The sequence below is a fragment of the Methylophilus sp. TWE2 genome (assembly GCF_001183865.1).
Taxonomy (GTDB): Bacteria; Pseudomonadota; Gammaproteobacteria; order Burkholderiales; family Methylophilaceae; genus Methylophilus.
Window position 1 is genome coordinate 552,144 of record NZ_CP012020.1, and the last position, 18,428, is coordinate 570,571.

35 protein-coding genes are annotated in these 18,428 nt (G+C 46.9%); 31 read left to right on the top strand and 4 right to left on the bottom strand.

Features of this window, described 5'->3' with window-relative positions; translation table 11 throughout:
* The first annotated feature begins 49 nt into the window (after window positions 1-49).
* From rpsJ to rplQ, 29 genes are all read left to right on the top strand, one after another.
* Window positions 50-358, top strand: coding sequence for a 30S ribosomal protein S10 (rpsJ, locus tag ACJ67_RS02600; protein ID WP_018986280.1), 309 nt, complete (start codon window positions 50-52; stop codon window positions 356-358).
* A gap of 134 nt (window positions 359-492) precedes the next feature.
* Window positions 493-1,143 carry a 50S ribosomal protein L3 gene (gene rplC, locus ACJ67_RS02605; RefSeq protein WP_049637763.1) on the top strand — a complete coding sequence of 217 codons (651 nt, stop codon included), beginning with the start codon at window positions 493-495 and terminating at the stop codon, window positions 1,141-1,143.
* Window positions 1,143-1,769: a 50S ribosomal protein L4 gene (gene rplD / locus ACJ67_RS02610; RefSeq protein WP_049637764.1), complete on the top strand. Its 627-nt coding sequence runs from the start codon at window positions 1,143-1,145 to the stop codon at window positions 1,767-1,769. Before rplC ends, rplD begins: the two co-directional genes overlap by 1 nt.
* A complete protein-coding gene (gene rplW / locus ACJ67_RS02615) occupies window positions 1,766-2,080 on the top strand; it encodes a 50S ribosomal protein L23 (protein ID WP_049637765.1) in 315 nt (104 codons plus the stop codon). Before rplD ends, rplW begins: the two co-directional genes overlap by 4 nt.
* A gap of 11 nt (window positions 2,081-2,091) precedes the next feature.
* The gene (rplB, locus tag ACJ67_RS02620; protein WP_018986276.1) at window positions 2,092-2,925 is read left to right on the top strand and encodes a 50S ribosomal protein L2; all 834 of its coding nucleotides are present in this window, start codon (window positions 2,092-2,094) and stop codon (window positions 2,923-2,925) included.
* A 5-nt stretch (window positions 2,926-2,930) separates the two neighbouring features.
* Entirely contained in the window at window positions 2,931-3,206 is a 276-nt protein-coding gene (gene rpsS, locus ACJ67_RS02625) for a 30S ribosomal protein S19 (RefSeq protein ID WP_018986275.1), read from the top strand.
* Between the two features lie 10 nt (window positions 3,207-3,216).
* Entirely contained in the window at window positions 3,217-3,555 is a 339-nt protein-coding gene (rplV, locus tag ACJ67_RS02630; protein ID WP_018986274.1) for a 50S ribosomal protein L22, read from the top strand.
* Window position 3,556: 1 nt separating this feature from the next.
* Window positions 3,557-4,273 (top strand): 30S ribosomal protein S3, encoded by a 717-nt coding sequence (rpsC, locus tag ACJ67_RS02635; protein ID WP_049637766.1) that lies wholly within the window; start codon window positions 3,557-3,559, stop codon window positions 4,271-4,273.
* Window positions 4,257-4,673 (top strand): 50S ribosomal protein L16, encoded by a 417-nt coding sequence (rplP, locus tag ACJ67_RS02640; protein WP_018986272.1) that lies wholly within the window; start codon window positions 4,257-4,259, stop codon window positions 4,671-4,673. Before rpsC ends, rplP begins: the two co-directional genes overlap by 17 nt.
* Window positions 4,674-4,685: 12 nt before the next feature.
* On the top strand, window positions 4,686-4,880 hold the full coding sequence (rpmC, locus tag ACJ67_RS02645; protein WP_018986271.1) for a 50S ribosomal protein L29: 195 nt from the start codon (window positions 4,686-4,688) through the stop codon (window positions 4,878-4,880).
* Entirely contained in the window at window positions 4,877-5,134 is a 258-nt protein-coding gene (gene rpsQ / locus ACJ67_RS02650; protein WP_018986270.1) for a 30S ribosomal protein S17, read from the top strand. Before rpmC ends, rpsQ begins: the two co-directional genes overlap by 4 nt.
* 195 nt (window positions 5,135-5,329) lie before the next feature.
* Window positions 5,330-5,698: a 50S ribosomal protein L14 gene (gene rplN, locus ACJ67_RS02655; protein ID WP_018986269.1), complete on the top strand. Its 369-nt coding sequence runs from the start codon at window positions 5,330-5,332 to the stop codon at window positions 5,696-5,698.
* Between the two features lie 17 nt (window positions 5,699-5,715).
* Complete coding sequence (gene rplX / locus ACJ67_RS02660) at window positions 5,716-6,033, top strand: 50S ribosomal protein L24 (RefSeq protein WP_018986268.1); 318 nt, start codon at window positions 5,716-5,718, stop codon at window positions 6,031-6,033.
* 8 nt (window positions 6,034-6,041) lie between these two features.
* Window positions 6,042-6,581, top strand: coding sequence for a 50S ribosomal protein L5 (gene rplE, locus ACJ67_RS02665; protein WP_049637767.1), 540 nt, complete (start codon window positions 6,042-6,044; stop codon window positions 6,579-6,581).
* A 3-nt stretch (window positions 6,582-6,584) separates the two neighbouring features.
* The gene (gene rpsN, locus ACJ67_RS02670; RefSeq protein ID WP_026295378.1) at window positions 6,585-6,890 is read left to right on the top strand and encodes a 30S ribosomal protein S14; all 306 of its coding nucleotides are present in this window, start codon (window positions 6,585-6,587) and stop codon (window positions 6,888-6,890) included.
* A gap of 14 nt (window positions 6,891-6,904) precedes the next feature.
* Window positions 6,905-7,300, top strand: coding sequence for a 30S ribosomal protein S8 (gene rpsH / locus ACJ67_RS02675; RefSeq protein WP_026295377.1), 396 nt, complete (start codon window positions 6,905-6,907; stop codon window positions 7,298-7,300).
* Window positions 7,301-7,311: 11 nt separating this feature from the next.
* Window positions 7,312-7,845, top strand: a complete 534-nt coding sequence (rplF, locus tag ACJ67_RS02680) for a 50S ribosomal protein L6 (RefSeq protein ID WP_018986264.1) — start codon at window positions 7,312-7,314, stop codon at window positions 7,843-7,845.
* Window positions 7,846-7,905: 60 nt separating this feature from the next.
* Window positions 7,906-8,259, top strand: a complete 354-nt coding sequence (gene rplR, locus ACJ67_RS02685; protein ID WP_018986263.1) for a 50S ribosomal protein L18 — start codon at window positions 7,906-7,908, stop codon at window positions 8,257-8,259.
* A gap of 14 nt (window positions 8,260-8,273) precedes the next feature.
* Window positions 8,274-8,783: a 30S ribosomal protein S5 gene (gene rpsE, locus ACJ67_RS02690; protein ID WP_018986262.1), complete on the top strand. Its 510-nt coding sequence runs from the start codon at window positions 8,274-8,276 to the stop codon at window positions 8,781-8,783.
* A 2-nt stretch (window positions 8,784-8,785) separates the two neighbouring features.
* Entirely contained in the window at window positions 8,786-8,980 is a 195-nt protein-coding gene (rpmD, locus tag ACJ67_RS02695) for a 50S ribosomal protein L30 (RefSeq protein WP_049637768.1), read from the top strand.
* A gap of 2 nt (window positions 8,981-8,982) precedes the next feature.
* Window positions 8,983-9,420: a 50S ribosomal protein L15 gene (rplO, locus tag ACJ67_RS02700; RefSeq protein ID WP_018986260.1), complete on the top strand. Its 438-nt coding sequence runs from the start codon at window positions 8,983-8,985 to the stop codon at window positions 9,418-9,420.
* Window positions 9,421-9,444: 24 nt separating this feature from the next.
* Window positions 9,445-10,758: a preprotein translocase subunit SecY gene (gene secY / locus ACJ67_RS02705; RefSeq protein WP_049637769.1), complete on the top strand. Its 1,314-nt coding sequence runs from the start codon at window positions 9,445-9,447 to the stop codon at window positions 10,756-10,758.
* Window positions 10,759-10,761: 3 nt separating this feature from the next.
* The gene (gene infA, locus ACJ67_RS02710) at window positions 10,762-10,980 is read left to right on the top strand and encodes a translation initiation factor IF-1 (RefSeq protein ID WP_018986258.1); all 219 of its coding nucleotides are present in this window, start codon (window positions 10,762-10,764) and stop codon (window positions 10,978-10,980) included.
* Between the two features lie 24 nt (window positions 10,981-11,004).
* Window positions 11,005-11,118 (top strand): 50S ribosomal protein L36, encoded by a 114-nt coding sequence (rpmJ, locus tag ACJ67_RS14570; protein WP_081620790.1) that lies wholly within the window; start codon window positions 11,005-11,007, stop codon window positions 11,116-11,118.
* 110 nt (window positions 11,119-11,228) lie between these two features.
* Complete coding sequence (rpsM, locus tag ACJ67_RS02715; protein ID WP_049637770.1) at window positions 11,229-11,591, top strand: 30S ribosomal protein S13; 363 nt, start codon at window positions 11,229-11,231, stop codon at window positions 11,589-11,591.
* Between the two features lie 39 nt (window positions 11,592-11,630).
* Window positions 11,631-12,020, top strand: a complete 390-nt coding sequence (gene rpsK / locus ACJ67_RS02720; protein WP_018986256.1) for a 30S ribosomal protein S11 — start codon at window positions 11,631-11,633, stop codon at window positions 12,018-12,020.
* A 47-nt stretch (window positions 12,021-12,067) separates the two neighbouring features.
* Complete coding sequence (gene rpsD, locus ACJ67_RS02725; RefSeq protein WP_018986255.1) at window positions 12,068-12,697, top strand: 30S ribosomal protein S4; 630 nt, start codon at window positions 12,068-12,070, stop codon at window positions 12,695-12,697.
* A 56-nt stretch (window positions 12,698-12,753) separates the two neighbouring features.
* Complete coding sequence (gene rpoA, locus ACJ67_RS02730) at window positions 12,754-13,740, top strand: DNA-directed RNA polymerase subunit alpha (RefSeq protein WP_018986254.1); 987 nt, start codon at window positions 12,754-12,756, stop codon at window positions 13,738-13,740.
* A gap of 33 nt (window positions 13,741-13,773) precedes the next feature.
* Window positions 13,774-14,160, top strand: a complete 387-nt coding sequence (gene rplQ / locus ACJ67_RS02735) for a 50S ribosomal protein L17 (protein WP_049637771.1) — start codon at window positions 13,774-13,776, stop codon at window positions 14,158-14,160.
* A 56-nt stretch (window positions 14,161-14,216) separates the two neighbouring features.
* Here rplQ and ACJ67_RS02740 read toward each other — a convergent pair whose 3' ends face one another.
* Window positions 14,217-14,450: a glutaredoxin family protein gene (locus ACJ67_RS02740; protein WP_049637772.1), complete on the bottom strand. Its 234-nt coding sequence runs from the start codon at window positions 14,448-14,450 to the stop codon at window positions 14,217-14,219.
* 77 nt (window positions 14,451-14,527) lie between these two features.
* Between ACJ67_RS02740 and mgtE the strand changes: the two genes are divergently transcribed.
* Both mgtE and ACJ67_RS02750 read left to right on the top strand, forming a co-directional pair.
* Complete coding sequence (mgtE, locus tag ACJ67_RS02745; protein WP_049637773.1) at window positions 14,528-15,985, top strand: magnesium transporter; 1,458 nt, start codon at window positions 14,528-14,530, stop codon at window positions 15,983-15,985.
* A gap of 10 nt (window positions 15,986-15,995) precedes the next feature.
* Window positions 15,996-17,288, top strand: coding sequence for a mechanosensitive ion channel family protein (locus ACJ67_RS02750; protein ID WP_049637774.1), 1,293 nt, complete (start codon window positions 15,996-15,998; stop codon window positions 17,286-17,288).
* A 68-nt stretch (window positions 17,289-17,356) separates the two neighbouring features.
* Here ACJ67_RS02750 and rpmG read toward each other — a convergent pair whose 3' ends face one another.
* From rpmG to dut, 3 genes are all read right to left on the bottom strand, one after another.
* Entirely contained in the window at window positions 17,357-17,512 is a 156-nt protein-coding gene (rpmG, locus tag ACJ67_RS02755; RefSeq protein WP_013441158.1) for a 50S ribosomal protein L33, read from the bottom strand.
* A gap of 31 nt (window positions 17,513-17,543) precedes the next feature.
* A complete protein-coding gene (rpmB, locus tag ACJ67_RS02760) occupies window positions 17,544-17,780 on the bottom strand; it encodes a 50S ribosomal protein L28 (protein ID WP_018986249.1) in 237 nt (78 codons plus the stop codon).
* 95 nt (window positions 17,781-17,875) lie between these two features.
* Entirely contained in the window at window positions 17,876-18,328 is a 453-nt protein-coding gene (dut, locus tag ACJ67_RS02765) for a dUTP diphosphatase (protein ID WP_049637775.1), read from the bottom strand.
* Between the last annotated feature and the right edge of the window lie 100 nt (window positions 18,329-18,428).

An 18,428-nucleotide genomic window follows, 5' to 3' on the forward strand; every position in this document is an offset into this window, starting at 1 on the left:
TCGGGCGGCATGGTGATCCTGCCGCTTTTGCTCTTTTTAAGGAAAAAACATGGCAGCTCAAAAAATTCGTATCCGTCTGAAAGCATTTGACTATCGTTTGATCGACCAATCTGCTTTGGAGATTGTGGATACTGCAAAACGTACAGGTGCAGTTGTTAAAGGTCCAGTACCATTGCCAACACGTATTGAACGTTTTGATATTTTGCGTTCCCCACACGTGAACAAAACATCACGTGACCAGTTTGAAATCCGTACCCATCAGCGTTTGATGGACATCGTGGATCCTACAGACAAGACTGTAGATGCTTTGATGAAGCTTGATCTGCCAGCCGGTGTGGATGTAGAAATCAAGTTGTAATTCAAGTTTTAATGGCAAATAACCTTTTCAAATGAAAAGGTTATTGTCAATTTAAGAATAGTCCGGTATAATCCGCGCTCTTCGGTGGACGGTCAATTGCAATCGTCCACTTTAACTATTATAAGGAACTGATCATGAGCTTAGGGCTTATTGGTCGCAAGGTGGGCATGACCCGCATTTTTACAGAAGAAGGCGCAAGCGTTCCTGTAACAGTGCTGGAAGTGATTCCTAACCGCGTGACACAAGTGAAGACAGTCGCAACGGATGGCTATACAGGCCTGCAGGTTGCTTACGGTGAGCGTCGTGCCAGCCGTATCAACAAAGCGTTGACTGGTCATTATGCCAAGGCTGGCGTTGCTGCCGGTGCTGGTATCAAAGAATTCAATGTGGCTGAAGATGTATTGGCTAACTTCCAGGTCGGTGGCAATGTCACGGTTGACATTTTCTCAGTCGGTCAGTTGGTTGATGTGACGGGGACTTCCATCGGTAAAGGTTTTGCCGGTGCGATCAAGCGTCATAACTTCTCCTCTAACCGTGCATCTCACGGTAACTCCCGTTCACATAACGTACCAGGTTCTATCGGTATGGCGCAGGATCCAGGTCGAGTATTCCCTGGTAAGCGCATGCCTGGTCATTTGGGTGATGCTAAAGTCACTACCCAAAACCTGGAAATCGTTCGTGTAGACGTAGAGCGTAACCTGTTGTTGATTAAAGGTTCCGTACCTGGCTCCAAAGGTGGCAATGTTGTTGTGCGTCCAGCCATCAAAGCGAAAGGGGCTAAATAATGGAATTGAAACTCATCGATCAAAACGGCAAAGTCGCTAAAAAAGGCGTGGATGCGTCTGATGTGACTTTCGGTCGTGAATTTAATGAGTCATTGGTGCATGAAGTGGTTGTTGCCTACATGGCAAACGCCCGTACTGCAACCCGTGCTCAGAAAACCCGTGCTACCGTTGCTCACACTACTCATAAGCCATTTGCGCAAAAGGGTACTGGTAACGCTCGTGCTGGTATGTCTTCAAGCCCGATCTGGCGTGGAGGCGGTCGCGCATTCCCAAATAGCCCTAACGAAAACTACAGCCACAAGGTAAACCGTAAGGCTTACCGCGCAGGCATGCAGACTATTTTGTCTGAGTTGGTGCGTCAGGATCGTTTGAAGGTGGTTGACAGCTTTACTGTTGATACACCAAAAACAAAACAATTTGTACAAAAGATCAATGCCCTGGGCATCGACGGTGGCGTGCTGCTGTTGACTGACGGTTTTGATGAGAATTTGTACTTGTCTTCCCGTAACCTGCCAAACGTATTGGTAGTTGAAGCGCAATATGCTGACCCAGTAAGTCTGGTGCGTTTCCCTAACGTTTTGGTCACAGCCAATGCTGTGAAAAAACTTGAGGAGATCTTGGCATGATTACCGCAGCTACAAAAACACAAGATCGTTTGTTGCAAGTGATTTTGGCTCCACAAATTACTGAAAAGGCAACATTCATTGCTGACAAGTATCAGCAAATTGCTTTTAAAGTGCGTACCGATGCAACCAAGCCAGAAATTAAAGCGGCTGTTGAATTGGTGTTTAAGGTTGAAGTGGCTTCTGTGTCTGTGATTAACGTCGCAGGTAAAGTAAAGCGCGCTGGCCGTCGCATGGGTAAGCGTAGCGACTGGAAAAAAGCTTATGTTAGCTTGAAACCAGGTCAAGAAATTAACTTTGCAGCTGGCGAATAAGGAGAGAAGACATGGCATTAGTTAAAGTCAAACCAACTTCCCCCGGTCGTCGCGGTGTATTGAAAGTTGTTACACCAGATTTGCACAAAGGCAAGCCTTACGCGCCGCTGTTGGAAAGTCAAAGCAAAAACGCAGGTCGTAATAACAACGGCCGTATCACAACCCGTCACCAGGGTGGTGGTCATAAGCAGCATTACCGTATTGTCGACTTCCGTCGTAACAAGGATGGTATCCCTGCAACAGTTGAACGTATTGAATACGATCCAAACCGTACAGCAAACATTGCGTTGCTGTGCTATGCGGATGGTGAGCGTCGTTACATCATTGCACCACGTGGTATTGCTGCTGGTGCACAGTTGATTAGCGGCTCTGAAGCACCTATCCGTGCTGGTAATGCATTGCCATTGCGCAACATTCCAGTGGGTAGCACGATTCACTGCATCGAGATTCAACCAGGTAAAGGTGCGCAGATCGCCCGTTCAGCCGGTACTTCAGTACAGCTGTTGGCGCGTGAAGGTTCTTATGCCCAGTTGCGTTTGCGTTCCGGTGAAGTGCGTCGAGTGCACGTAGACTGCAAGGCTACTTTGGGTGAAGTCGGTAACGAAGAGCATTCCTTGCGTTCTATCGGTAAAGCCGGTGCAATGCGTTGGCGCGGTGTTCGCCCAACCGTTCGCGGTGTGGTGATGAACCCGATCGACCACCCGCACGGTGGTGGTGAAGGCCGTACTGCTGCCGGTATGAGCCCTGTGTCTCCATGGGGTCAGAAAACTAAGGGTTATCGTACTCGTAAGAACAAGCGTACCGATAACATGCGCGTAAGTCGTCGTCCGAGAAATGTAAGGTAATCGCTATGGCACGTTCTATTAAAAAAGGTCCATTTGTGGATGCACATTTGGCGAAGAAAGTCGAAACCGCTGTAGCGGGTCGCGACCGTAAACCAATCAAAACTTGGTCACGTCGCTCGACTGTTTTGCCAAATTTCATTGGTTTAACCATCGCAGTGCACAACGGCAGACAGCATGTGCCTGTGTTGATTTCTGAAAACATGGTTGGTCACAAGCTCGGTGAATTTGCGTTGACTCGCACGTTCAAGGGTCACGCGGCTGATAAAAAAGCGAAGAAGTAAGGGGCTGATAATGCAAGTTACTGCAGTTTTAAAAGGCGTACACCTTTCTCCGCAAAAAGCGCGTTTGGTGGCTGACCTTGTGCGTGGCAAAAAAGTAGACCAAGCTTTGAATATCCTGGCATTTACACCTAAGCGTGGTGCCGAGATCATTAAAAAAGTGGTTCTGTCTGCGATTGCTAACGCCGAACATAACAATGGTGCTGATATCGACACATTGAAGGTGACTTCAATTTATGTTGATAAAGGCTTGGTGATGAAGCGTATCCGTGCACGTGCAAAAGGTCGCGCTGGTCGTATTACGAAACCAACCTGTCATATTCATGTGACAGTCGGTGACTCAAAGGAATAATATGGGACAGAAAATTCATCCAATTGGGTTCCGTTTGAGCGTTCAGAAAAACTGGGCCTCTCGTTGGTACTCTAATAGCCATAACTTCCCTGCGATGTTGCAAGGCGACATCAAAGTGCGTGAGTTCTTGAACAAAAAGCTGGCAAGTGCCGCTGTGAGCAAAATTGTGATTGAGCGTCCTGCCAAGAACGCAAAAATCACGATCCACAGTGCTCGTCCTGGTGTGGTGATTGGCAAAAAAGGTGAGGATATCGAATCCTTGCGCTCAAGCCTGCAAGGCTTGATGGGCGTGCCAGTGCACCTGAACATCGAAGAAGTACGCAAGCCAGAATTGGACGCGACTTTGATCGCACAATCTATTGCTCAGCAATTGGAAAAACGCGTGATGTTCCGTCGTGCCATGAAGCGTGCGATGCAAAACGCGATGCGTTTGGGCGCACAAGGCATCAAAATCATGAGTTCCGGTCGTTTGAACGGTATCGAAATTGCACGTACCGAGTGGTACCGTGAAGGCCGCGTGCCTCTCCATACACTGCGTGCAGATATCGACTACGGTGTGGCTGAAGCTTCAACCACCTACGGTATCATCGGAATTAAAGTTTGGGTATTCAAAGGCGAGATCTTCGGTGACAACGCTGCTGCAAATGCTGCGGTTGCTGATGCTGAGCCAGAGAAAAAAGTAAGAAAGCCGAGGGCTAAAGATGCTGCAACCAGCTAGACAGAAATACCGCAAGATGCAAAAGGGTCGCAATAAAGGCATTGCGACTACTGGTAACAAGGTGAGTTTTGGTGAATTTGGTTTGAAGGCGATCGGTCGCGGTCGCTTGACAGCACGCCAGATCGAAGCTGCGCGTCGTGTGATGACTCGTCACATTAAGCGTGGTGGCCGCGTTTGGATTCGTGTGTTCCCGGATCAACCTATTTCTAAAAAACCTGCTGAAGTACGTATGGGTAATGGTAAAGGTAGCGTGGACTACTACATCGCCCAGATTCAGCCAGGTAAAATGTTGTACGAGATGGATGGTGTGAGCGAAGAGTTGGCTCGCGAGGCTTTCAGATTGGCTGCCGCCAAGCTGCCAGTCGAAACTACATTCATGACCCGTCAAATTGGCAGTTAAGGAGTAGTAACGATGAAAGCTTCTGAATTGAGAGCAAAGTCAGCAGACGAGCTCAATAACGAGTTGGTTGAGTTGCGCCGTGCGCAGTTTTCTCTGCGTATGCAGTTGGCCACCCAACAATTGAACAAAGTAGATCAGCTGGGTAAAGTGCGCAAGGATATCGCTCGCGTGAACTCCGTGTTGGCTGAGAAAGCGAAACAGGCATGATGACTGAAAAAGCGAAAGTAGTACGCAGTTTGACTGGTCGCGTCGTAAGCAACAAGATGGATAAAACCGTGACTGTGCTTGTCGAGCGTAAAGTGAAACATCCTCTGATTGGTAAAGTGGTTGTGAAATCGAACAAGTTCCATGCGCATGATGAAAGCAATGCATGTAACGAAGGCGATTTGGTCACCATTACTGAATCTCGCCCATACTCCAAGACCAAAACTTGGGTAGTAAGCAAAATCGAAGCTAAGTAATTTAGGCTTCAAAATATAAAACCGGAAAAACGCTTGTCATAAGCGTTTTTTTGGTTGTATAATGTTGGACTTTTCGGTGCCCGCCTTAGTTGGCATGTAGCTGGCACCCCAATACTGACCGTGGTCTATTGGCCGAAATTGTGAAAGCAAGCGGCCGGTAGTGGTTATAACGGATTAAGTTGGAGATTATTTCTCATGATTCAAATGCAATCTCGGCTGGAAGTGGCCGACAACACTGGTGCGCGTTCCGTTCAGTGTATCAAGGTCTTGGGTGGTTCCAAGCGTCGTTACGCCAGCATTGGCGACATCATCAAGGTCAGTGTGAAAGATGCTGCGCCGCGTGGTCGCGTCAAAAAAGGTGAAATTTACAACGCTGTGGTTGTGCGCACTGCTAAAGGTGTTCGCCGTCCAGATGGTTCGTTAGTTAAATTTGATGCCAATGCTGCAGTGTTGTTGAACAACAAGCTGGAGCCGATTGGTACACGTATTTTTGGCCCTGTGACTCGTGAACTGCGTAGTGAGCGCTTCATGAAGATTGTTTCACTGGCGCCTGAAGTGTTGTAAGGCTTGGAGACAATCAAATGAGCAAAATTCGCAAAGGTGACCAGGTCATTCTGAATACAGGTAAAGATGCAGGTAAAACAGGCACTGTTTTAAGCGTCTTGCCAAGCGGCCATGTAGTGGTTGAAGGTTTGAATGTAGTGAAAAAGCACACTCGTCCTAACCCCATGCGTGGTATCACTGGTGGCATCATCAGCAAGGAAATGCCGGTAGACGGCTCCAATGTAGCAATCTTCAATGCTGCAACACAAAAAGCTGATCGTGTTGGTTTTAAGGTACTGGAAGATGGTCGCAAGATTCGTGTATTCAAATCTAGCGGCGAGTCTATCGACGCATAGGAATAAATATGGCACGTTTAAAACAGTATTATAACGATAGCGTGGTTGCCAAATTGACAGAACAATTTGGTTACACCTCACCAATGCAGGTGCCACGTATCGAGAAAATTACCCTGAACATGGGTGTGGGCGAGGCTGTGGCTGACAAAAAAGTCATGGAAAACGCTGTTTCAGATATGGAAAAAATTGCTGGTCAGAAACCAATCGTGACCAAGGCTAAAAAATCCGTGGCGGCGTTTAAAATCCGTGATGACTATCCTGTCGGCTGCAAGGTGACTCTGCGTCGTGAGCGTATGTATGAGTTCCTGGATCGTCTGATCACCGTGGCTATTCCACGTATCCGTGACTTCCGTGGTATCTCCGGTAAATCTTTTGATGGCCGTGGTAACTACAACATGGGTGTGAAAGAGCAGATCATTTTCCCAGAGATCGAGTACGATAAAATCGATGCACTGCGCGGGATGAATATCACGATTACGACAACTGCAAAAACAGACGAAGAAGCGAAAGCTCTTTTGGCTGCGTTTAGTTTCCCTTTCAGAGGTTAAGTCATGGCAAAAGTATGTATGACAGAGCGCGAGCAAAAGCGTCGCGAAACCGTTAAAAAATTCGCAGCTAAACGTGCTGAATTGGTGGCGATCACCAATGACCAGTCCGCGAGTCCAGAAGATCGTATGGCTGCGCGCTTGAAGTTGCAAAGTTTGCCACGTAACTCCAGTCCTGTACGCACACGTAACCGTTGCGCTTTGACTGGCCGTCCACGTGGTGTGTTTAGTAAATTTGGTATCGCACGTAACGAGTTGCGTAAGCTGATGATGGCTGGTCACGTACCAGGTGTCACCAAGGCCAGCTGGTAACGGAGGAATAGAACATGAGTATGAGTGATCCGATTGCCGATATGTTGACCCGTATTCGTAACGCGCAGCGTACGAATAAGACAACCGTTTCAATGCCAGCATCCAAGTTGAAGGGCGCGATTGCAAACGTGTTGAAAGATGAAGGTTATATCGACGATTTCAACGTTCAAAACAACGAAGGTAAACCAGTTTTGAACATTAGCCTGAAATACTATGCCGGTCGTCCAGTGATTGAGAAGATCGAGCGTGTATCCAAACCAGGTTTGCGTATTTATAAAGGTAGTCAAAACCTGCCTAAAGTGATGAACGGTTTAGGCGTGACCATCGTTTCCACTTCTAAAGGTGTGATGACTGATCGTAAAGCACAAGCTGCCGGTATCGGTGGCGAAGTTCTGTGCATCGTGGCCTAAGGAGAATCAATATGTCACGTGTTGCTAAAAATCCGATTGCGATTCCAGCGAAAGTGGAAGTTGTGATCTCTGCTTCTGAAGTCGCGGTCAGCGGTCCTTTGGGTAAATTGAGCCAAGCTTTGGCGGCTGATATTTCAGTGGTCCGTGAAGGCGAGCAATTGTTGGTGAAAGCCAATAGTGAAACACAACATGCACGCGCTATGTCCGGTACCACCCGTGCATTGCTTGCCAATATGGTGCAAGGTGTTTCTGCTGGCTTTACCCGTAAATTGTCACTGATTGGTGTGGGCTACAAAGCCAATGCTCAAGGTTCTACCCTGAATCTGGAGTTGGGCTACTCTCATCCAATCAACCACAAGATGCCAGAAGGCGTGACTGTACAGACACCTACTCCAACTGAAGTAGTGTTGACAGGCGCTAACAAGCAAGTGGTTGGTCAAGTGGCTGCTCAGATTCGTGCTTACCGTGCACCAGAGCCTTATAAAGGTAAAGGTGTTCGTTATGCTGACGAAGTGGTGGTCATCAAAGAGACCAAGAAAAAATAAGTAAGGCACTTGTAGCTTAAAACTAAGCTGAACAGTGATTCAACATTAAAGGTAAATTCAATGAAGAACGTAAATAACCGCTTGCGCCGTGCACGTAAAACCCGTGCCAAAATCGCCGAGTTGAAAGTGACACGTTTGAGTGTACATCGCACCAATACTAATATCTACGCACAGATCATCGCTGAAACTGGCGATCGCGTATTGGCGAGTGCATCCACCGTTGAGGCTGAAGTGCGTCAACAACTGAAAAATGGCGGCAACGTCGAAGCTGCAACTCTGATTGGTAAGCGTATTGCTGAAAAAGCGGCAAAAGCCGGTATTACCACTGTTGCCTTTGATCGTTCAGGCTACAAGTATCACGGTCGTATCAAGGCTTTGGCTGACGCTGCCCGTGAATCTGGTCTCAAATTCTAAGGGTGAGATAAAGAATGGCTAAAGATATTGAACAACAGCAGCAAACTGATGGTTTGCGCGAGAAGATGATTACCGTTAACCGTGTAAGTAAAACGGTTAAGGGTGGTCGTATCATGAGCTTCGCTGCACTGACCGTGGTTGGTGATGGTGATGGTGCCGTTGGCATGGGTAAAGGTAAAGCACGTGAAGTACCAGTGGCTGTACAAAAAGCCATGGATGAAGCCCGTCGTAGCATGGTTAAAGTAAACCTGAATAATGGTACTTTGCATCACGCTGTGACTGGTGTTCACGGTGCTGCTAAAGTCTTGATCCAGCCAGCTTCAGAAGGTACTGGTATCATCGCTGGTGGTGCAATGCGTGCGATTTTTGAAGTGATGGGCGTGACTAACGTGGTTGCAAAAAGTATTGGTTCTACCAATCCTTACAACCTGGTTCGCGCAACTTTGAACGGTCTGGCATCCATGAATACACCGGCTGAAATTGCCGCCAAGCGTGGTAAGACCGTAGAAGAAATCAGAGGTTAATCATGGCTAAAGCTAAAAAAGAAAGCGCGACTATCAAGGTAACGCTGGTAAGAAGTTTGATTGGTCGTATTGAAGCTCACAAAGCCTCTGTACGTGGCTTGGGCTTGCGTCGTATGCATCATACTGTTGAAGTTCAGGATACCCCTGAAAATCGTGGCATGATCAACGCTGTGAGTTATCTTTTGAAGGTTGAATAATCATGCAATTAAACACGATTAAGCCTGCTGCAGGCGCAAAAAAAGCATCTCGTCGTTTAGGTCGTGGTATTGGCTCAGGCTTGGGTAAAACTGGTGGCCGTGGTCACAAAGGTCAAAAATCCCGTGCTGGCGGTTTCCACAAAGTGGGTTTCGAAGGTGGTCAAATGCCTTTGCAACGTCGCTTGCCAAAACGTGGTTTTAACTCTTTGACTCAAGCTGACACAGCGCGTATCCGTACGAGCGAATTGGCGTTGGTAGAGGCTGAAGTGGTTGATATCCTGGTGTTGAAAGCAGCCAAACTGGTGCCTGCCACTGCTAAAGCAGTCAAAGTTTATTTGTCTGGTGAAGTATCCGCCAAAGTACAAGTACAAGGGTTGTTGTTGACCAAAGGTGCTAAAGCAGCCATCGAATCCGCTGGCGGTAAAGTGCTGGAAGTATAAACGTAGTCAAAAGAGAGTATCAGCTTGGCACAGGATAATATCTTAAGTTCCGTCGGCAAACTGGGCGAATTAAAAAGCCGTTTGTGGTTCTTGTTGGGTGCATTGGTGGTTTACCGCTTAGGTGCACATATTCCAGTGCCAGGCATTGATCCAACTGTGTTAAAACAGTTGTTCGATACGCAGAAAGATGGCATTTTGGGCATGTTTAACATGTTCTCCGGGGGGGCGTTATCTCGCTTTACCGTCTTTGCCTTGGGTATTATGCCCTATATTTCTGCCTCGATTATTATGCAGTTGCTGACTGTGGTTTCGCCGCAGTTGGAGCAGCTAAAAAAAGAAGGTGAAGCTGGTCGACGCCAGATTACTAAATATACTCGCTACGGCACAGTGCTGTTGGCAACATTCCAAGCACTAGGCATTGCCATTGCTTTGGAAGGCCAAGCAGGCTTGGTATTGGATTCTGGCTTTGCGTTCCGCATAACAGCAGTCACTACCTTAGTAGCGGGTACGATGTTCTTGATGTGGTTGGGTGAACAGATTACTGAACGTGGCATTGGTAACGGCATCTCGATCATTATTTTTGCGGGTATTGTGGCAGGACTGCCGCACGCAATTGGAAGTACGCTGGATTTGGCGAAAACAGGTGCATTCTCCATTCCGTTGGTGATGTTTCTGTTTGTGGCGGTGATTCTGGTGACCGCGTTGGTCGTGTTTGTTGAGCGTGGCCAGCGCAAAATTACTGTGAACTATGCTAAGCGTCAGGTGGGTAACCGTATTTACGGTGGCCAGTCTACACACTTGCCTTTGAAGTTGAATATGTCTGGTGTGATCCCACCAATTTTTGCTTCAAGCATTATTTTGTTCCCGGCCACATTGGCGGGCTGGTTTGGTAGCAGTGAGCACATGTACTGGTTGAAGGATGTCAGCGCGAAGCTTTCTCCCGGTCAGCCTCTGTACATTTTGTTATTTGCTGCAGCGATATTGTTTTTTGCTTTTTTCTACACGGCATTGGTATTCAATCCCAAGGAAACGGCAGATAACCTGAAGAAAAGTGGTGCGTTTGTCCCTGGCATCCGTCCTGGTGAGCAAACCGCTAAATATATTGACCGCATCATGGGTCGTTTGACTTTAATTGGTGCTTTGTACATAACACTGGTTTGTTTGTTACCAGAGTTTTTAGTGTTGAAATTTAACACCCCGTTCTATTTTGGTGGTACTTCATTGCTGATTATCGTTGTCGTCACGATGGATTTTATGACCCAGGTGCAATCACACCTGATGTCCCAGCAGTATGAAGGCCTGCTCAAAAAGGCAAACTTTAAGGGGACGGGTAAGTAAAAAATGGCTAAAGAGGATCGGATAGAGATGCAGGGGGAGATTCTTGAGAATTTACCCAATGCAACTTTTAAAGTGAAACTGGAAAATGGTCATACTGTACTAGGTTACATTTCAGGCAAGATGCGGATGCATTACATCCGTATTCTGCCAGGTGACAAGGTCACTGTTGAAATGACCCCTTATGATTTAACCCGTGCGCGAATTACATTCCGCGCAAAGTAAGTGAATTAAATAAAGGAAAGTAAGATGAGAGTTCGCGCATCAGTTAAAACATTATGCCGTAACTGTAAAGTCGTAAGACGTCGCGGTGTTGTTCGCATTATTTGTACTGACCCACGTCATAAACAACGTCAAGGTTAATGGTAAAACAATTGCTTGTGAGAGCTCTGATTGGCTGATATAATATGCGGCTTTTCTTTTCTACGCACAAGTTTGATCGTTAAAAAACGATTGATTATTGGAGTTTAAGTATGGCTCGTATTGCCGGGGTAAATATCCCAAACCACAAACATGCAGAAATTGCTCTGACCTCTATCTATGGTATTGGTCGCAATACTGCGCAGAAAATCTGTGCTGCCGCTGGTGTGCTGACAACAGTGAAAGTCAAAGATCTGAGCGATGCAGAAGTAGAAAAGCTGCGTGACGAAGTGGCCAAATACACTGTAGAAGGTGACTTGCGTCGTGAAGTGACCATGAACATCAAACGTTTGATGGACTTGGGTTGCTATCGCGGTATTCGCCATCGTCGTGGCTTGCCAGTGCGCGGTCAGCGTACCAAAACCAATGCGCGTACCCGCAAAGGTCCGGTAAAAGCCATCAAACAATCTAAATAATCTTTATTGAACAAAAGTAAATATTAAGGACAGTACAACATGGCAAAAGCTAATGTACGCGTTAGAAAAAAAGTTAAAAAGAATATTGCCGAGGGTATTGCTCACGTGCACGCTTCTTTTAACAACACGATTATCACGATTACCGATCGTCAGGGCAATGCGTTGTCATGGGCTACTTCCGGTGGTCAGGGTTTTAAAGGTTCACGTAAGAGTACCCCATTTGCTGCGCAGGTCGCTTCTGAAGTAGCTGGTAAAGCTGCTCAGGAATCTGGTGTGAAGAATCTGGAAGTGCGTATTAAAGGGCCAGGTCCAGGTCGTGAATCTGCCGTGCGTGCGTTGAATGCTGCTGGTTTCAAAATCACTAGCATTACTGATGTGACACCGGTGCCTCATAACGGTTGCCGCCCACCGAAAAAACGCAGAATTTAATTCATTTCGCAGTCACAGATTAGCGAATCGATTACTGGAGAACTATTTTGGCTAGAAATTTAGACCCTAAATGCCGTCAATGCCGTCGTGAAGGTGAAAAGCTGTTTCTAAAAGCAGAGAAATGCTTTACAGACAAATGCGCGATTGAGAAGCGCAACTTCGCACCAGGTCAGCATGGTCAACGCCGTAACTCACGCCTGTCAGACTACGGTGTGCAATTGCGTGAGAAGCAAAAAGTACGTCGTATTTACGGCGTATTGGAAGGTCAATTCCGTACATACTACGCTGAAGCTGACCGTCAAAAAGGTATTACAGGTGAGAGCCTGTTGCAGTTGCTGGAGTCCCGTCTGGACAATGTAGCATACCGCATGGGTCTGGCTGGCTCACGTTCTGAGGCACGTCAGGTTGTGCGTCACAACGCGATTTTGGTTAACGGCAAGCGCGTAAACATTCCTTCATACCAAGTGAAGGCTGGCGACGTGATTACTGTGGCTGATAAAGCAAAAACACAATTGCGTATTAAAGCTGCTGTTGAGGCGGCTGAACAACGTGGTTTCCCTGAGTGGTTGGAAGTCGACGTCAAAGCATTGTCTGGTAAGTTTAAGGCTAAACCTCAGCGTGATGAGTTGCCTGCTACCATCAATGAATCATTGATCGTTGAATTGTATTCTAAGTAATCGCTTAGTCTAGGCTAAGGTTTATTTTTTAATACCCAATTACTTCAAGGAATTGTATGCAAAATAACCCTACAGATTATTTGAAGCCACGTGTTGTGGACGTTGAAGTGATTACTCCACTGCGTGCACGTGTGACTTTAGAGCCAATGGAACGTGGCTTTGGCTATACCTTGGGTAATGCGTTGAGAAGAGTTTTGCTCTCTTCCATTCCGGGTTTTGCCATCACTGAAGTAAAGATTGATGGTGTTGTACATGAGTACTCCACTATCGAAGGTGTGCAAGAAGACGTTGTTGACATCTTGCTCAACTTGAAAGGTGTTGCTTTAAAGCTTCACAATAAAACTGAAACCATTTTGGTGTTGAACAAATCTGGTGAAGGTATTGTGACTGCTGGTGATTTTGAAGTTGGCCACGATGCTGAGATTGTTAACCCAAACCACATCATCGCTAACATCACTAAAGGCGGTAAGCTAAATCTGGAAGTGAAAGTTGAAATGGGCCGTGGCTACCAGCCAGTCCCAGCCCGTCAGAAAGCCAACGATGAAGATCGCGTGCTGGGTTTCATGATGGTCGATGCCTCTTTCAGCCCAATCAACAAAGTGAGCTATCATGTTGAGAGCGCACGTGTTGAGCAGCGTACTGACCTCGACAAACTGATTATGGATGTTGAGACTAACGGCATCATCGAGCCAGAGCAGGCTATTCGTGATGCAGCGCGTATCCTCATTGGTCAGCTGTCTGTGTTCGCAAATCTGGAAGGTGCTTCCGCTGATGTTGAGGTGAAAGCAGCTCCACAGGTAGATCCTATCCTGTTGCGTCCAGTTGATGATCTGGAACTGACAGTACGTTCTGCCAACTGCCTCAAAGCAGAAAACATTTTCTACATTGGTGATCTGATTCAGCGTACAGAAAACGAATTGCTGAAAGCGCCTAACCTGGGTAGAAAATCATTGAATGAAATTAAAGACGTGTTGGCCTCCAAAGGCTTGACACTGGGAATGAAGCTGGAAAACTGGCCACCTGTTGGCTTGGAAAAAGCTTAATTTCTAATAAGATAAATACTTAAGGAAATTACTATGCGTCACGGTAATAGCAATCGTAAATTGAACAGAACCAGCAGCCACCGTGCTGCCATGTTCCGCAACATGGTGACCTCTTTGCTGCGTCACGAAGTGATCAAAACAACTTTGCCAAAAGCAAAAGAGCTGCGCAAATATGCAGAGCCTCTGATCACTTTGGGTAAAACACCTACACTGGCAAACCGTCGTCTGGCATTCAGCCGTCTGCGTGACCGCGATATCGTTGGCAAACTGTTCGGTGAACTGGGCCCACGTTACAACGCACGCAATGGTGGTTACCTGCGTATTCTGAAATGTGGCTTCCGCCAAGGTGACAATGCGCCTATGGCATTTGTTGAGTTGGTTGACCGCCCAGAAATTGCTGAAGCACCAGCAGCAGAATAATCTCTGACGCATACATAAAAAAGCCAGCATTTGCTGGCTTTTTTATTACCTGTTATTTACTGTGTTAACCAGGCGCTGACCATGTCAGCATCAAATGGCCAATACAACTCTTTCTTGCTTGCCATGCTCTCTAATAAGACCGGAATGTGGATTTCATACAACGCCAGCAATTTTTCGTTATCCATGATGTCTAGATATTGGTAAGAAACGTCAAGCGTTTGCAGAATGTGCTCTGCTTGTTCGCATAAATGGCAGCCCTGGGTGCCTAATAATATCAACTGGTTTTGCATAAAACTCTAGGTAGTGTCATCAACGCTTTGTACAATAATACCTGCAAAAATAACGCTTGCTCAACATTGGATAATGCATGACAGAAGATCAAGAACATGATGAGAAAGTGTCCGAAGGCAAGGAAAGCCTGAGTGATACTTTGCAGCAGGTGATCCACTTGCTGGATAAGCACAAATTGGTTGAGCATGTGGTGCATAGGCAAGATATGCCTAATCATGACTTGGTTGAGAATCTGGTTCATAAACAGAATCTGAATATCCTGCAACACAAGCTGGATCAGCTGCATCCTGCTGACGTGGCTTACATCCTTGAGTCGCTGCCATTAGATGATCGTTTGATGGTGTGGGATCTGGTCAAAGCCGAGCGTGACGGTGAAATCCTGCTTGAAGTGTCAGATGCGGTCCGCCAGACACTGATCGCAGACATGGATAGTGAAGAGTTGCTGGCTGCTGCTGAGCAGCTGGATACTGATGAGCTGGCAGACCTGGCGCCAGACTTGCCAAAAGACGTGTTGCAGGACCTGCTATATAGTCTGGATACGCAACATCGTGAGCGTTTGCAATCGGCCTTGTCGTATCCGGAAGACACTGTGGGTGCCATCATGGATTTCGATATCGTCACCATCCGCGATGATATCACGCTGGAAGTGGTGTTGCGTTATCTGCGCAGGTTGCCAAAATTCCCAGACCATACGGATAAACTATTTGTCATTAATCGCGATGATATCCTGCAAGGCGTACTGCCACTTAAGCGCATCATCCTCAATGATCCTGAGACTAAAGTGGGCGATATCATGTCGACTGATGCGGTGGTATTCCATCCGGAAGACATGGCTGACCAGGCTGCGATGGCGTTTGAACGTTATGACCTGGTGACGGCACCTGTAGTAGACAATAACCGTAAATTAGTGGGACGTATTACGGTAGATACAGTGATGGATATTATTCGTGAGGAAGCCGAAGCCGATATGCTGTCCTGGGCTGGGTTGCGTGAGGAAGAAGACTTTTTCGCATCTATCTGGAAATCAGTACAAAACCGTTGGGCCTGGCTGGCGATTAACCTCGTCACCGCGCTGGTCGCTTCACGAGTGATTGGTCTGTTTGAAGGCAGCATTGAAAAAATCGTTGCGCTGGCGGCGCTGATGCCTATTGTTGCCGGCATTGGCGGCAATTCTGGCAACCAAACCACCACCATGATTGTACGTGGTCTGGCGCTTGGGCAGATTTCTGGTTACCACATGAAGTCACTGCTGCAAAAGGAAATGGGGGTGGCGTTGCTCAACGGGTTGCTATGGGGCAGTGTGTTAGGCCTGATTGCTTTCTGGTTATACCATAATGCAGCGTTGGGTCTGGTCATGATGGCGGCAATGACGCTGAATCTATTGCTGGCTGCTGTGATTGGCGTCACGATCCCATTGGTAATGAATAAGCTAGACCGTGATCCGGCCGTCGGCTCTAGCGTACTCATTACGGCCATCACCGACAGTGGCGGCTTTATGATTTTCCTCGGCCTAGCCACCATCTTCCTGTTGTAACGTTCAGTACATGGATAACGATATTAATATTCTCTGGAAAGAAATTGCGCACGACCTAAGTTCTGTGTCTGCGTTATGGCAATTATTTATTATAGGCGCTGTGCTTGCTGTCAGCGGTCTGTTGAATCTGCATCTGCGCAAGCAAATTGCCGCTGGAAGGGTAAACATCGTTTACAAAATGCTACTCGGGGGGATTGAGCGGTTGTTCTTTCCGCTGACGGCATTTTTGATGCTATTGATTACGCGGCTAGTGCTTGAACATTGGATGCACGTGGGGCTGATCAAGCTGTCAGTGCGAATGTTGCTGGCCATGGTCGTGATTCGCAGTTTGGTCTATGTGCTGCGTTATGTGTTTTCACCGGGTGCCTGGTTGCACTCGTTTGAGCGCATTATCGCCTGGAGCGTGTGGGTGATTGTTGCTTTGCATATCAGCGGCTTTCTTGACCCTGCATTGCAAATTCTCGAAGACGTGAAATTCAGTGTAGGCAAGCAGAAGCTTAATCTGCTGTTGCTGTTGCAAGGCAGCCTGACGATTGTCATCACCATGCTGGCGGCATTGTGGCTGAGCCGCATGATAGAACTCAGGCTCATGGCAGTCACTAACATTAATGGCAACTGGCGTGTCATTATGGTCAAGTTGGTGCGCATGGTGGCGATTGTGATTGCCTTGCTGATGTCGATGGCGGCGGTGGGGATTGATGTCACCATGTTGTCAGTGTTTGGCGGGGCACTTGGCGTAGGCTTGGGTTTTGGTTTGCAAAAGATCGCGAGTAACTACGTGAGCGGCTTTATCATCTTGATGGATAAGTCTCTGCACATGGGTGACCTGATTACCATTGGGGATCATCATGGTGTTGTGCAAGAGTTGCGCTCTCGCTACATGATCCTGCAGAAGCCCGATGCGACAGAAATCATCATTCCTAACGAGAAGATGATTACTGATGTGGTCATTAATCATACCTCTGCAGTGCATACAGCCAAGGTGCCTATTCCCATTCAGATATCCTATGAAAGCGACCTTGATCTGGCGATACAATTACTAAAAGAAATCGGTAGAACACACGAGCGCACCATTCAGGATGATGCAGCGGTAGATGTCACCATCAAATCATTTGGCCAAAATGGCATTGATTTAGTATTAGCGATATGGGTTCCCAACCCTGAGGAGGGGACAGCCAAATTGCAAAGCGACATTTATTATGAGATTTGGCGGCGCTTCAAAGCCAATAATATTCGGATTCCATACCCACAGCAGGACGTGCGTATTATCTCTTCTCCAAACGCAGTGAATGGCGAAGCATAAACAAATAAATTAAGGACAATAAAAAAGCCTGCATTTGCAGGCTTTTTTATTAAAACTTGAAACTGAAATTATTTCAACTTAGTTTCTTTGTACATGACATGCTTGCGAGCAACTGGATCAAACTTTTTGATTTCCATTTTCTCAGGCATAGTACGTTTGTTTTTAGTAGTGGTATAGAAGTGACCTGTACCAGCACTGGATTCCAATTTGATTTTTTCGCGCATGATATTGTCCTTTGCTCACTAGTGCTGCGAGTTAGATTTTTTCGCCAGCAGCGCGCAAATCAGCCAATACTGCATCGATACCATTTTTGTCGATGGTACGCAAAGCGGCGTTAGTAATGCGCAGGCTTACCCAGCGGTTTTCGCTCTCAACCCAAAACTTACGGTTTTGCAAGTTAGGCAAGAAACGACGTCTTGTTTTGTTTTGTGCGTGGGAAACGTTATTACCCACCATTGGTTTTTTACCGGTTACCTGACATACACGTGCCATGGTTATCTCCAAATACTTTTATCTTTTCAGAAAGAGCGAGATTATAGATTGAAATCGATGATCAAATCAAGCAATTATTGCAATTTTTCAAACAATTAGTGCTTGCCTGTGCTACCAAAGCCGCCTTCACCACGTTCGCTGCTGGCAAATTCGTCAACAATATGAAAATCAGCCTGCACAACAGGCACAATCACCATCTGTGCAATACGTTCCATCGGATTCAGGATGAACGGTTCTTTACTGCGGTTCCAACAAGAAACCAGTAATTGCCCTTGGTAATCCGAATCGATCAACCCTACCAGGTTGCCAAGCACGATGCCGTGTTTATGACCCAAACCAGAGCGCGGCAAAATCATGGCAGCATAATATGTATTGTCGATGTGGATAGCCATCCCGGTAGGTATCATGATGGTTTCGCCCGGCTGTATGGTCTGCGTATGCTCAATACAGGCACGTAAATCTAGCCCAGCCGAACCAGGCGTTGCATAGCTTGGCATCATGTGATGCAAACGAGGGTCAAGAATCTTGAGGTCTACTGTAATCGACATGCTGCATGCTCCGTAAAAAGATTGCGCTATTAAACACGAAATGTGGTCGAAAATCACTAATTGCGATAAGCACTCTGCAACAAAAAAGCCAGCAAATGCT